Origin of the sequence: Flavobacterium dankookense (genome assembly GCF_004362665.1) — a bacterium.
Taxonomy (GTDB): domain Bacteria; phylum Bacteroidota; class Bacteroidia; order Flavobacteriales; family Flavobacteriaceae; genus Flavobacterium; species Flavobacterium dankookense.
Map to the genome: position 1 here is coordinate 147,201 of NZ_SNXR01000015.1, position 12,827 is coordinate 160,027.

General features: G+C 31.5%; 12 protein-coding genes. 9 read left to right on the forward strand and 3 right to left on the reverse strand.

What is annotated here, in order from left to right; genetic code table 11:
• The first annotated feature begins 3 nt into the window (after nucleotides 1–3).
• From BC748_RS10970 to BC748_RS10995, 6 genes are all read left to right on the forward strand, one after another.
• Nucleotides 4–1,155 carry a formimidoylglutamase gene (locus tag BC748_RS10970; protein ID WP_133533540.1) on the forward strand — a complete coding sequence of 384 codons (1,152 nt, stop codon included), beginning with the start codon at nucleotides 4–6 and terminating at the stop codon, nucleotides 1,153–1,155.
• A 250-nt stretch (nucleotides 1,156–1,405) separates the two neighbouring features.
• Nucleotides 1,406–2,803 (forward strand): T9SS ring complex lipoprotein PorK/GldK, encoded by a 1,398-nt coding sequence (porK, locus tag BC748_RS10975; protein ID WP_133533541.1) that lies wholly within the window; start codon nucleotides 1,406–1,408, stop codon nucleotides 2,801–2,803.
• Between the two features lie 52 nt (nucleotides 2,804–2,855).
• Nucleotides 2,856–3,488, forward strand: coding sequence for a type IX secretion system motor protein PorL/GldL (gene porL / locus BC748_RS10980; protein ID WP_133533542.1), 633 nt, complete (start codon nucleotides 2,856–2,858; stop codon nucleotides 3,486–3,488).
• Between the two features lie 56 nt (nucleotides 3,489–3,544).
• On the forward strand, nucleotides 3,545–5,083 hold the full coding sequence (porM, locus tag BC748_RS10985) for a type IX secretion system motor protein PorM/GldM (RefSeq protein ID WP_133533543.1): 1,539 nt from the start codon (nucleotides 3,545–3,547) through the stop codon (nucleotides 5,081–5,083).
• A 46-nt stretch (nucleotides 5,084–5,129) separates the two neighbouring features.
• Nucleotides 5,130–6,044 carry a type IX secretion system ring subunit PorN/GldN gene (gene porN / locus BC748_RS10990; RefSeq protein ID WP_133533544.1) on the forward strand — a complete coding sequence of 305 codons (915 nt, stop codon included), beginning with the start codon at nucleotides 5,130–5,132 and terminating at the stop codon, nucleotides 6,042–6,044.
• A gap of 73 nt (nucleotides 6,045–6,117) precedes the next feature.
• Nucleotides 6,118–7,194, forward strand: a complete 1,077-nt coding sequence (locus BC748_RS10995; RefSeq protein WP_133533545.1) for an NAD(P)/FAD-dependent oxidoreductase — start codon at nucleotides 6,118–6,120, stop codon at nucleotides 7,192–7,194.
• On the opposite strand, the gene BC748_RS11000 is transcribed toward BC748_RS10995, so the two are convergent.
• Nucleotides 7,151–7,534 (reverse strand): DUF983 domain-containing protein, encoded by a 384-nt coding sequence (locus tag BC748_RS11000; RefSeq protein ID WP_133533546.1) that lies wholly within the window; start codon nucleotides 7,532–7,534, stop codon nucleotides 7,151–7,153. The genes BC748_RS10995 and BC748_RS11000 overlap by 44 nt on opposite strands.
• A 110-nt stretch (nucleotides 7,535–7,644) precedes the next feature.
• On the opposite strand from BC748_RS11000, the gene BC748_RS11005 reads away from it, so the two are divergent.
• Both BC748_RS11005 and BC748_RS11010 read left to right on the forward strand, forming a co-directional pair.
• Nucleotides 7,645–9,549, forward strand: coding sequence for an ABC-F family ATP-binding cassette domain-containing protein (locus BC748_RS11005; RefSeq protein ID WP_133533547.1), 1,905 nt, complete (start codon nucleotides 7,645–7,647; stop codon nucleotides 9,547–9,549).
• Between the two features lie 26 nt (nucleotides 9,550–9,575).
• Nucleotides 9,576–9,947: a DUF4345 domain-containing protein gene (locus BC748_RS11010; RefSeq protein ID WP_133533548.1), complete on the forward strand. Its 372-nt coding sequence runs from the start codon at nucleotides 9,576–9,578 to the stop codon at nucleotides 9,945–9,947.
• Nucleotides 9,948–9,966: 19 nt separating this feature from the next.
• Here the strand turns inward: BC748_RS11010 and BC748_RS11015 are convergent, their stop codons facing one another.
• Together BC748_RS11015 and BC748_RS11020 are read right to left on the reverse strand one after the other, a co-directional pair.
• Nucleotides 9,967–11,112 (reverse strand): 8-amino-7-oxononanoate synthase, encoded by a 1,146-nt coding sequence (locus BC748_RS11015; RefSeq protein ID WP_133533549.1) that lies wholly within the window; start codon nucleotides 11,110–11,112, stop codon nucleotides 9,967–9,969.
• A gap of 55 nt (nucleotides 11,113–11,167) precedes the next feature.
• The gene (locus BC748_RS11020) at nucleotides 11,168–11,656 is read right to left on the reverse strand and encodes a DUF1761 domain-containing protein (protein ID WP_133533550.1); all 489 of its coding nucleotides are present in this window, start codon (nucleotides 11,654–11,656) and stop codon (nucleotides 11,168–11,170) included.
• Nucleotides 11,657–11,854: 198 nt separating this feature from the next.
• Here BC748_RS11020 and BC748_RS11025 point away from each other — a divergent pair, with 198 nt between their 5' ends.
• The gene (locus tag BC748_RS11025; protein ID WP_133533551.1) at nucleotides 11,855–12,709 is read left to right on the forward strand and encodes a leucine-rich repeat domain-containing protein; all 855 of its coding nucleotides are present in this window, start codon (nucleotides 11,855–11,857) and stop codon (nucleotides 12,707–12,709) included.
• Nucleotides 12,710–12,827: the final 118 nt, after the last annotated feature.

Sequence of the window (12,827 nt, forward strand, 5' to 3'; positions counted from 1 at the left end):
GCTATGGAATTTGATTTTTTATCACCAGTTGATAATGAAATTTTAGAATATACAAATGGATTGTCTTCTCAACATATGGGAAGCAAAATAGCTTTTCATACAGATAGAGATTTTCCAGATTTAGATAAAATAAAAATTGCTATAATCGGAGTTCCAGAAAACAGAGGTGATAGTTTCTCTTTTGAAGAAGCCAATTTAGATTTCATCCGAAAGGAGTTTTATGGATTATTTCCCGGTAATTGGCAAAGTAGTATTGCTGATTTAGGTGATATCCTTCCAGGAAATTCAATTGAAGATACGTTCTTTGCATTGCAAAAGGTTGTTTCGAGATTATTAAAAAAAGAAATTATACCTATTATAATAGGAGGAAGTCAAGATTTGATTTATCCATTATATAGAGCATACGACACTTTAGAGCAAATGGTCAACTTAGTTTCTATTGACTCAAAATTTGATTTTGGAAAGCAAGAAGACCGTTTTTCAACAAATTCTTATATGTCGAAGATTATTGTAGATGAACCAAATAATCTTTTCAACTATTGTAATATCGGTTATCAAACTTATTACAACTCACAAGAAGAGATAGATTTGATTGAAAAATTATATTTTGATTGCTACAGATTAGGAGAAATAAGCAATAATATTGCGTTAGCGGAACCCGTTTTAAGAGATGCAGATTTAGTTAATATAGATTTAAATTCAGTAAAGTCTTCAGATTCAGGAAATTTCACTAACTTTATACCGAACGGATTTAATGGAAAAGAAATATGTAGTTTGGCAAGATATGCTGGAATAAGTGATAAGGTAAGTTGTTTTGCAGTGTTTAATCATACTAATTCAAAACAAGAGTCAGTGTTAATAGCACAAATTATTTGGTATTTTATTGAAGGAGTAAATTTCCGCTCAAACGAATATCCTTTTGGGGCTAAAGATTTGTATTCTAAGTATATAGTTCCTTTAGAGGAGCAAGAGTTAGTGTTTTATAAAAGCAATAAAACAGAAAGATGGTGGATAGAAATACCTTTTTTTTCAACAACACACAATAAAATGAAAAAAAATACGTTATTACCATGTTCACATGATGAATATTTAATTGCTTGCAATCAAGAGATACCAGAACGATGGTGGAAAGCGCAGCGAAAGAATATTGTTTAATAAAAAATAAGAAAAAGTTTAAATAAAAATTGAATTATTAAATTAAAATAATAAATAGATTACAAATGACATTAAATATTGCACTTTATCGATTATTTTTTGCTTTTTAACGATAAAAAATTTTTTTGTTTGAAAAATTAATTTTAGTTTTGGCATGTTAATTAATTTTTAAGTTAATAATTGTTTTTTTCAAAAATTATAAATAGGTTTACGCCCTAAAAAATTGAGTATTCTAATAACCCCAATTTATATGAAGAAGTTCATCGCATTTGCATCAGTTTTAGCTTTATTAACAAGTTGTGGAGGTTCCAGCGACAAAGGTGAGTTAGTAGGAGTTAAAGGAAAAAAATGGCATCCCGAAAAACCATACGGAATGGCTTTAGTTCCAGGTGGAGCATTTATCATGGGTAAATCAGATGATGATTTAGCTAATGTTCAAGACGCACCAACCAAAACAGTTACAGTTCGTTCATTCTATATGGATGAAACTGAAATTACTAATAGTGAGTACCGTCAATTTGTTGAATGGGTTAAAGATTCTATTACTAGAGTTAGATTAGCTATTCTTGCCGATGAAGTTGGTCAAACAGCTGGCTCGGGAGGAAAAGGTGGTAAAACTGGAAGCATTGGGGATTTTGCTTTCAATGATACTGATCCTGCTAAAATGACTCCTTATGACAAATACATGTATGAGAACTACTATAGTGTAGGAACAGATGATGATCCGTATGCTGGTAGAAAACTTAACAAAAAAGTGAAATTAATCAAGGAAACTAGCAAGTATCCAGATGAATATTACTCAGAAGTTATGGATACTATGTATCTGCCAGTTGCAGAGTCTTTCAATGGACTAAGAACAATTGATGTTAGAAAATTAAAATTTAGATATTCTTACATGGATATACAAGCTGCGGCAAAAGCTAAAGTTGGTAAAAGAAGTTCATTTATAAAAACTGAACAAGTGCAAATTTATCCTGACACAACAGTTTGGATTAAAGATTTCGCTTACTCGTACAATGAGCCAATGCACAATGATTATTTTTGGCACCAAGCTTATGGAGATTATCCTGTAGTTGGAGTAAGTTGGAAGCAGTCTAAAGCATTTTGTGCATGGAGAACATTGAATAAAAATGCCTATATCAAATCAAAAAAGAAGAAGAAAGATTTAATCAATACATTTAGATTACCTACTGAAGCTGAATGGGAATATGCTGCTCGCGGTGGTCTAGAGTCTGGAGCTTTCCCTTGGGGTGGACCATATGCCAAAAATGACAGAGGTTGTTTCTTAGCTAACTTTAAACCAAATAGAGGTGATTATGCTGCTGACCAAGCTTTGTATACTGTTGAAGCTAAATCATATGAGCCAAACGGATATAATTTATACAACATGGCAGGTAACGTAGCAGAATGGACAGACTCGTCTTATGATGCTGCTTCTTACGAGTATGTTTCTTCAATGAACCCTAATGTACCTGATACTAAGAACATGCGTAAAGTTGTTCGTGGTGGTTCATGGAAAGATGTGTCTTACTTCTTGCAAGTAAGTACAAGAGATTTTGAATATGCAGATACTGCTAGAAGTTATGTAGGATTCAGAACGGTTCAAGATTACATGGGAACACAAGTAACTGGGAACACAAGAAAATAGTATTTAAACCAACTTAATTATATAAACTTAAACTAACAAAAAAATTATTATTATGGCATTATTAAGCAAAAAAACAATGAATTTCGCTTACGGTATGGGAGCGGCAGTTGTAATTATTGGAGCATTATTCAAATTAATGCACTGGCCAGGTGCAAGTGCGATGCTTATTATAGGACTAGGAACTGAAGCATTAATTTTTGGATTATCAGCATTTGACCCAGTTGATAAAGAACTTGATTGGGCATTAGTTTACCCAGAATTAGCTGGTGGTGAAGCTAAAGCAAAAGACAAGAAAAAAGAAGATCCAACAGAAGCACAAGGTTTATTGTCTCAAAAATTAGACAACATGCTTAAAGAAGCTAAAATTGATGGTCAATTAATGGAAAGCTTAGGTAGCAGTATCAGAAATTTTGAAGGTGCAGCAAAAGCAATTTCTCCAACTGTAGACTCAGTTGCTTCAACAAAAAAATATGCTGAAGAAATGACTAAAGCAGCTACACAATTAGAAACTTTAAATGGTTTATACCAAGTTCAGTTACAAAGTGCTGAAAGAAATGCACAAATCAACAATGAAGTTGCTGAAAACAATTTAAAATTAAAAGATCAAATGCAATCGTTAACATCAAACTTGTCATCTTTGAACAACGTTTATGGTGGAATGCTTTCTGCAATGAGTAATAGATAATTAGTTTTTTAACTATATTTTTCAAACAAAATAATAATATAAACTAATTAGAAAAAATGGCAGGAGGAAAATTAACCCCTAGACAGAAGATGATTAACCTGATGTACTTGGTATTCATCGCAATGTTGGCACTTAACATGTCAAAAGAAGTATTATCTGCTTTTGGATTGATGAACGAAAAATTTGACGCATCAAATCAAAGTGCAGTTAAAACAAATGCTGATATGTTAGCAGCACTTGAGAAAAAAGGTTCTGAAGATGCAAACTTTACTCAAGCAGCAGCAGAATCTAAAAAGGTTGCTACTATAACAAAAGGTTTTTATGAATATCTTGATGCGCTTAAGGCTGATGCTGTAGGTGAGACACAAGTTGATGAAGAAACTGGAAAATTACCTTACGAGGCTATGGATAAAGGTGACTTGATCGATGAAAGATGGTTCGAAGGTGATGGTTATTCACCTAAAGGTAAGGAAATCGAAGCTAAGTTCACTCAATACGTTGCTGATATTAAATCAGTAATTGGGAACAACTCAAAATTAAAAGGAGTTTTAGCTGAGGTTACTTCAAAATTTAATATGGCTGATGTAAAAGATGGTGATGGAGTTACAAAAAAATATCTTGATTATCATTTCAAAGGTTTTCCTTCAATTTCATCTTTGACAAAGATTACTTCTTTCCAAAATGACGTAAAAAAGGCTGAAGCTGATATTTACAGTATTTTATTAGGAAAAGCTGCTGTTGAAGCATCTTCTATGAGTAAATATACTGCTTTGGTTGTTTTAGAAAAGAGTGCTTATTTCCAAGGTGAAGAAGTTAAAGGTAAAGTAGTTTTAGGTCGTTATGACGAAAATACTAAACCAACTTCATTCCAAGGTCCAGGTAAAATTGTTAATGGTCAAGCTGTTATTTCGATGACTGCTGGTGCTGTTGGTGAGCAAAATATTAGTGGTAAATTTACATTCCTTGAAGATGGAAAAACAATCCCACTACCATTCGAAGGTAAATACGTGGTTGTTCCTCGTCCTAATTCTGCAAATATCTCTGCTGATAAAATGAACGTTGTTTATAGAGGTTTACCAAATCCTATGACTATTTCATTTGCAGGTATCGGTGATAACTTTGTAAATGCTTCTGCACCAGGTTTATCAAAAGCTGGTGGAAATGGGAAATATAACTTAAATCCTGGCGCTGGTACTGAAGTAACAGTATCTGTTACGGGTAAAATGAATGATGGTAAAACAGTTTCTGATAAAAAAGTATTTAGAATTAAAAATATTCCTGCGCCTGCTGGAGCTATTGGAGGTGGAACCGGAGTTCAGAAAGGAGCTAAGTCTCGTTTAGAAGTTTCACAAGTATCTGCTAAATTAAATGACTTTTTATATGATTTGAATTTCCAAGTAACTCAGTTTACATTTAAAGTTCCAGGTCAACCTGCAATTGTTGTAAATGGTGATAGAGTTGATGGAAGATGTAAAGCTGCACTTGCTAGAGTTACAAGAGGTGATCAGGTTACCATTTCTGATATAAAAACTAAGGTTGTTGGAGCTAGTATAATTGTTCCTACTGCTGCACCAGTAATTTACGAAATACAATAATAATTTGAGTTAGAATTACCTACTTAAATAACTTATAATTAAAATTATGAAAATTAAAAATCTTTTATTCGTTGTATTGGCTACAGTTGGTTCTTTTACAGTATCAGCGCAGTCGAATCTGTTGAATGCCAAAACTCCTGAGGAAATTGGTAAGAAGACAGCAGCTCAATTAAACTCTGACAATGATAAACCATTACCTTATGGATATGTGCATGATAGAGATGTCTTAATGGGTAAAACGATTTGGGAATTTATTGATATTGATGAGAGAATTAATTTTCCTCTTTATTATCCAATAGATACAGCCTTTGTGGGAAAAGAAAGAAGATCTTTATTTGATGTTTTAGTTAAAAATATTAAGAATGGTAAGATAACTGAAGTATATGCTGACGATTATTTCAACACGAAAAAAACGTTAAGTGATATGAGTTCATCTTTCAGATATACTGATACTATCCAAGCTGGATTTGATGAAATCAATAATTTTTATGATGATTATAAGTCTGGAAGAAAAGTTTTAGATAAGCAGTTTATCAATCAACAAGATTTAACAGCTCAAGATATTTCTGGATACAAAATTAAAGGATATTGGTATTTTGACAAGCGTCAAGGTGAGCTAAAGTACCGACTATTAGCTATTTGTCCTGTTACTCCTGAAGCTCGTGATATTGGAAAAGATAATCCAGATGTTATTGATTTGTTCTGGGTTTATTTCCCAGCAATCAGAGATGTATTGCACGAAGCCAAAGCTTTTAATGATAAAAACTCTGCAATGCCAATTACTTTTGATCACTTGTTGAATTCACGACGATTTAATGGTTCTATTTACAAAGAAGAAAATGTATATGGCGATAGAGAAATCCAACAATACATGAAGGAGAACTCTCAAAACCAATTATTAGAGTCAGAACGTATAAAAGAAAAGATTCGTAGTTTTGAATCGGATATGTGGAATTACTAATTCAGATTTTAATTTAAAATATAAAACTCTTCTCGTTGAAAAACGGTGAAGAGTTTTTTTTAGTTTATAACTTATGCTTGATTATATTATTGTTGGTTCAGGTTTGGCTGGAATTGCTTTTGCAGAAACACTCTTGCAAAACAATAAAACATTTGTTGTTTTTGATGATCACTCTCAAAATTCAACAACGATTGCTGGCGGTTTGTATAATCCAGTTATCTTGAAACGTTTTAGTGAAGTATGGAATGCAAAAGAACAAATTCACATTGCTGATATTTTTTATAAAGCTTTAGAAGTCAAATTGAATTGTAAGTTGGATTATAAACTTCCAATTTATAGAAAATTTTTCTCTGTTGAAGAGCAGAATAATTGGTTTTCAGCTTCTGATAAGCCTAATTTATCACCATTTCTTTCGACCGATATTGTTCACAAAAAATATAATGCAATTGATTCGCCATTTGGTTATGGTGAAGTTTTGCAAACGGGTTATGTTGACACAAAACTCTTATTTCGGATTTACCAAAGTTATCTTCAAAGTTTAAATCTACTTATTGAGGAAAATTTTGATTATGATTTACTCAATATTAATGAAGATGGAATAAACTACAAGAACTATAAAGCCAAAAACATTGTCTTTGCCGAAGGTTTTGGGATGCATTCTAACCCATTTTTTAATTATTTGCCATTGGATGGAACAAAAGGAGAATTGTTTATTATTAAAGCGCCTAATTTGAATTTGGATGTAATTATAAACACAAGTGTTTTTATTTTGCCTCTTGGCAATGATTTATTCAAAATTGGTGCTACGTATCATTGGGAAGATAAAACCAATAATCCAACTGAAGCAGGAAAGCTAGAACTTCTCGAAAGGATTAGAGAAATTTTAAATTGTGATTTTGAAATTGTGGAACATGTTGCAGGTGTTCGTCCTACAGTTAGAGATAGAAGACCACTATTAGGTTCTAATCCACAACACAAAAATCTTCACATATTAAACGGACTTGGAACTCGTGGAGTAATGCTTGCTCCATCAATGGCTTTGGATTTATTTAATTTTATCGAAAATAACAAACCACTTGATAAGTCAATTGATGTAAAAAGATATGCTACTTTATTCCAGCATTTTTATCATAATGCACGAAAATATTAATATAAATATTTCTGGCTAGTCTTGCGGTTATTGGTGCCAAACCAAGTAGTGAAATTATAATTGCAATAAAGGACTGAACTAAATTTAATCCAAAAAAAACATTTGAAACGATAAAAGCTGCAACGCCTATGGCAACCGTTAATCCATAGCTAACATACATTGCACCATAAAAAAACGAAGGTTCTATGCTGTATTGCAGTCCACAATGGCTACAATTATCATGCATTTGGTACAGTTTTGAAATTTTGTATGGATTTTTTTCAACATACATCGATTCATTTTGACATCGTGGACAACTTCCTGTTAAAATGCTATTTAATTTGGATCCTTTTTTTAACATTTGCAAAATAGTATTTCACCATTATTTGGTGTTGCAAATTTACGGTTAATAAGGTGATTTGAATTGTCTTTTTGTCTTAAAAATCAAAATCTTTTAATAATTTACGGTTAATGTTAAATATTCACAATTTGTCGGTTTCGTTTGGTGGAGAATATCTTTTTGAAGAAGTAACTTTTCGCATGGGGTCAGGCGATAGAGTTGGTCTTGTTGGAAAAAATGGTGCGGGAAAATCAACGATGTTAAAAATTCTAGCAGGTGATTTTAAACCCGATTCTGGACAAATTGCAACAGAAAAAGAAGTTAGAATTGGTTTTTTACGTCAAGATATTGATTTTGAACAAGGCAGAACAGTGCTTGAAGAAGCTTATCAAGCTTTTACAGATATTCAAGAAGTTGAACGTAAATTAGAACAAATCAATCATCAATTGGTTACTAGAACCGATTATGAAAGTGAAGAATACAGCCAAATCATTGAAGATTTATCCGATTACACTCATCGATTTGAGTTGTTAGGCGGTTATAATTATGTTGGCGATACCGAAAAAATTCTTTTGGGATTGGGTTTTAAAAGAGAAGTTTTTAATAATCAAACGGAAACTTTTTCTGGCGGATGGAGAATGCGTATTGAATTAGCGAAATTATTATTGCAAGCCAACGATATTTTGCTACTTGATGAGCCAACCAATCACTTGGATATTGAAAGTATAATTTGGCTCGAAAGTTTTTTAAGAAATTATCAAGGTGTTGTTGTGATTGTTTCACACGATAAGATGTTTTTGGATAACGTTACCAATAGAACGATAGAAATTTCTCTTGGAAAAGCTTATGATTTCAACAAACCCTATTCGCAATATTTGGAGTTACGTCATGAAATCAGAGAGAAGCAATTGGCAACACAAAAAAATCAAGCCAAGAAAATTGAAGAAACAGAAAAATTAATCGAAAAGTTTAGAGCAAAAGCATCAAAAGCTTCGATGGCACAATCACTTATTAAAAAGTTAGACAAAGTTGAACGAATTGAAGTTGATGAAGATGATAATTCGGTTATGAATATTTCGTTTCCAGTTTCAAAAGTGCCTGGAAAAGTGGTTATCGAAGCTGTAAATGTCACAAAAAAATATGGTGACAACACTATTTTAAAAGACATTAATTTACTTGTTGAACGCGGAAGTAAAATTGCTTTCGTTGGTCAAAACGGTCAAGGAAAATCTACTTTTATTAAAGCATTGGTTAACGAATTTGAATATCAAGGTGATATAAAATTGGGACATAATGTACAAGTGGGTTATTTTGCTCAAAATCAAGCCGAATATTTAGATGGTGAAATTACTTTATTACGAACTATGGAAGATGCGGCTACGGATATGAATCGTTCAAAAGTGCGAGATATGTTGGGTTCATTCTTATTTCGTGGTGATGATGTAGAGAAAAAAGTAAAAGTACTTTCGGGTGGCGAACGTAATCGTTTGGCATTGTGTAAATTATTGTTGCAACCTATCAATGTTTTGTTGATGGATGAGCCAACTAATCACTTGGACATTAAATCAAAAAATGTATTGAAAGCGGCATTGCAAAAATTTGAAGGAACATTGCTTTTAGTTTCTCACGATAGGGATTTTTTGCAAGGAATGTCAAACATTGTTTATGAATTTAAAGATCAAAAAATAAAAGAATATCTTGGCGATATTAATTATTTCTTAGAACAACGAAACGCAATGAATATGCGTGAAATTGAAAAGAAAGATACGGTGAAACAAGAGGTAAAGGTTGAAAAGAAAAACCTCTCTTTTGAAGAACAAAAGTCGCAAAAAGCCTTGCAAAATAAATTATCAAAAATTGAAAGTCAAATTCAACAATTAGAGAAAGACATTCAACATGATGACAAAGCGTTGGCTTCAAATTATAATAAGCACATTGAAGATGCCCATTTTTTTGCAGCATACGAAAAGAAAAAAGTTGAACTAGAAAAACTTCTTGAAGATTGGGAAGCAGTTCAACTGGAATTAGAAGGTTAGTTTATTACTTATTTTTTACATTTTAAATGAAAAATTTGCACCTCGTTATTTCGATTATCATTGTAATTCCTGTTGCATTTTTTTATGGAATTAAACCCGATTATCTTTTTGAGGTAAGTTTGAATTCTACCGATGAATTGAATATTTTCAAAGCCATCATGGGATTGTATTTAGGGTTTGCAACTCTTTGGATTTACGGAATTCTGAAACCTACTTTTTGGAAAACAGCCACAATTTCCAATATGATTTTTATGTTGGGCTTAGCTTTTGGAAGAATTTGCAGCATCACAGTCGACGGAATTCCAACAACAATTTTTCTTTTAGGAACTATTGGTGAATTGATTTTAGGAATTTTTGCTTGGTATCAGTTGAAAAAACAAAAGGCTTTTTCATCATAATACTAACAATTCAACTTTTTTATTTAAAAGGATGTCGCTGTTGCCAAACTAATGTTGGTTCTAATTTTGGAAAAATTTTATCAATAAATCTATTTATGAATTTATTATTGTGGTAAATAAATCCACTCATTAAAATTGGTGCTGCTCCAATCGAACTTTTTATTTCTAATGCCGTTCTGCCAAATAGTATTTTTTCAAATTGGTTTTCAATTCCAAATTTAGTCATGTTGTACAACATGTTCAGATAAAGCATTTTCTCCTTTTGAATTTGCTCATCATAACCTAAAAAATAAGTTTCTAAAACGTTTCCGTTCAAAAGTAAAGTATGAAAGCCAACCAATTGGTTTTCGATAAAATAACCACACAAAATAAATCGGTTTCCGCATTGTTTCTTAAAAGTAGAAAAATGTTTTTTATCCAAAAAGAAAGTGTTGAATGGAGCATTTTTAGCTACATAATAATACAATTGATAAATGCGTTCTTCGTTAAAAATGATTTCTTCAAGCGATAATTCTTTGACGATAACACCATCACTTTTTTTCAAAGCACGTTTGTATTGGTCTCGATATTTTTTTGAAAAAGCCGCTACATAATCATCGTTGGTTTTCCAATGGTTTGGGAGTTCAAAAATCATGTTGGGTTGGGCTGTAAACTCATACATTGATGCAAACTCATTTTTTTTGAGTTCTTTTGCGCCATTTTCATAAAAATCTTTAAATGAAACAATGTGAATAGTTGTTCCTTCATTCCTAAAATAGCTGATGATTTCGTTGGCACAATCTAAAAGAAGTTTGCTTATTTCTTTATAGCTTATTTTTTTTTTGAATGTATAACCGTTTTGTCCAGTTATCATATTGTTGCCGAGAAACAAAACATGAGAAGCGAAATTTTTAAAAATAAAATTCCGAATAAACGTTTTTAAACATTTATCGCGTTCGCCAAACGATTCAAGTTTGTTTAAATTTAAATATTGTGCTAAGGCAACACCAATTAATTGTGTTTCTTCAAAAATTCCAATGTAAAAACATTGCATATTGGTTGGTGCCGAACTTTCTAAAACTTCTAAATAAGCTTTTTGGAGAAAAGCATTATCAATAGCAACATCATCCCATGAATTAGGAAGTGAAGCAATTGAGGTGTAAATTTTTAGAGAATAAGTATTCAAAGTAAAAAAAATCGCTCCACAAATGTAGAGCGATTTGTATTAAAAAAAATGTTAATTATTTCCAACCACAGATAATTGCACCCATAATCGTTAGAGAAACCATCCAATATCCTGAAGTAATTAGAATGTATTTCCAAGATTTTTGTTCAAAAAGGCTATTAATTGCGGTTATTGGCAGCACAAAAAATAATCCAGTCATAAATCCATGTAAAGCGCCATGTTGAAAAGTTCGGAATGCATCACCATAGTCTGCTAAGAAAGCTGCATATGATGGTTTAGCTGTTGCTACAAATTCTGGACCACCAATCATTCCTAATGCGCCAAACTGATGTATAACTAATACTGGCAACAAAAAAGACAACATCAATGAATAAAAAATAGTCAGTCCAAAAACCTTTATCATATTTGATTTTTGAGCTTTTTCTTCTGTCATTCCGGTTTCTTTCATCCAAATTGTTCCAAAAACTTTTGGATTGTACCAGATTGCTCCAACTAAAAGTGTCACTAAAGAAGACACTAAAACTGCGTAAAAATTAAATGGCATAATGTTTATTTTTAATTGATTAGTAATCAAATGTAGAAAAATAATTAAAAAAAACTTTATTTCGAATGGAATTTTAGTATTAATAATAAGAAAAATATGTAATTATATCTTAAAATAACGCATTTCATCGATAATATTTGTATTTAAACGAATATCGTCTTATGTTTGTACTGTCATAAACCCCAAAATAAAACTTTTATGAAAACTATTTTTACCTACATCTCATTATTATTCATTTCAGTAAATTCTTTTGCTGAGATTTCTTCAGCTGAAAAATCGGCACTTACTAAGCTTTATAAAGCAACCAATGGTTCAAAGTGGACAAAAACATGGGATTTGAAATCACCAGTTTCAACTTGGTTTGGTGTGGAAGTGCAAAACGATAAAGTTGTTTCAATAAAATTAATAAATAACAATCTTGTTGGAGAATTACCTGCAGAGATTGGAAACTTAACTTCATTGAAAGAATTGAATTTATTTAGAAACGATTTGTCTGGAAAATTACCGGAAACATTAGGGAATTTAAAAAGTTTGTCAATTTTAAATATCTCTTTCAATAAAATTTCAGGTCAATTGCCTGCATCATTAGCAAATGCAACACAATTGAAATCTATTGAATTACACATGAATAGACTAACAGGAGAATTGCCTGCTAGTTATGGAAGTTTGGCGAATTTAGAAACACTTTCATTATTCAACAACGAAATTGAAGGACAAATTCCTGCAACATATTATGAGTTAAAAGCATTGAAAGTAATGTTATTGAATAGTAATAAGTTAACCGGTAAATTAGAGCCAGAAGTGGCTAATTTATCTTCACTAGAAACACTAAGTTTATTTGAAAATAAAATGGAAGGTCAAGTTCCTTTTGATTTAGAAAAATTAGGAAATTTAAAAGAAATGAACATTTCATACAATATGTTCAATGGATTAGTTTCTAGAAATTTATCTAAATTAGATACATTAAACATGACAATGATAAATGAACAAGGAGTTGCTACAACTCTAAAGGTTAGTATCGATAAAAATTCTGCTTATGCAGCTGATGAATAAATACATATTTTGTTTGATTAGATTAATAGAAAGTAAAGAAGTCTCGAGAAATCGGGACTTTTTTTTGTTTGTAGAATGTTTTTTTATCATTCTTTGATAGAATTGTATCAATGTTTTT

Excerpts from the sequence above, each read along its gene's own strand:
- porL (WP_133533542.1), top strand. The coding sequence starts at position 2,856 with ATGGCATTATTAAGCAAAAAAACAATGAATTTCGCTTACGGTATGGGA.
- porM (WP_133533543.1), top strand. The coding sequence starts at position 3,545 with ATGGCAGGAGGAAAATTAACCCCTAGACAGAAGATGATTAACCTGATG.
- BC748_RS10995 (WP_133533545.1), top strand. The coding sequence starts at position 6,118 with ATGCTTGATTATATTATTGTTGGTTCAGGTTTGGCTGGAATTGCTTTT.
- porK (WP_133533541.1), top strand. The coding sequence starts at position 1,406 with ATGAAGAAGTTCATCGCATTTGCATCAGTTTTAGCTTTATTAACAAGT.
- BC748_RS11000 (WP_133533546.1), bottom strand. The coding sequence starts at position 7,534 with ATGTTAAAAAAAGGATCCAAATTAAATAGCATTTTAACAGGAAGTTGT.
- BC748_RS11005 (WP_133533547.1), top strand. The coding sequence starts at position 7,645 with ATGTTAAATATTCACAATTTGTCGGTTTCGTTTGGTGGAGAATATCTT.
- BC748_RS11020 (WP_133533550.1), bottom strand. The coding sequence starts at position 11,656 with ATGCCATTTAATTTTTACGCAGTTTTAGTGTCTTCTTTAGTGACACTT.
- BC748_RS11025 (WP_133533551.1), top strand. The coding sequence starts at position 11,855 with ATGAAAACTATTTTTACCTACATCTCATTATTATTCATTTCAGTAAAT.
- BC748_RS10970 (WP_133533540.1), top strand. The coding sequence starts at position 4 with ATGGAATTTGATTTTTTATCACCAGTTGATAATGAAATTTTAGAATAT.
- BC748_RS11010 (WP_133533548.1), top strand. The coding sequence starts at position 9,576 with ATGAAAAATTTGCACCTCGTTATTTCGATTATCATTGTAATTCCTGTT.
- porN (WP_133533544.1), top strand. The coding sequence starts at position 5,130 with ATGAAAATTAAAAATCTTTTATTCGTTGTATTGGCTACAGTTGGTTCT.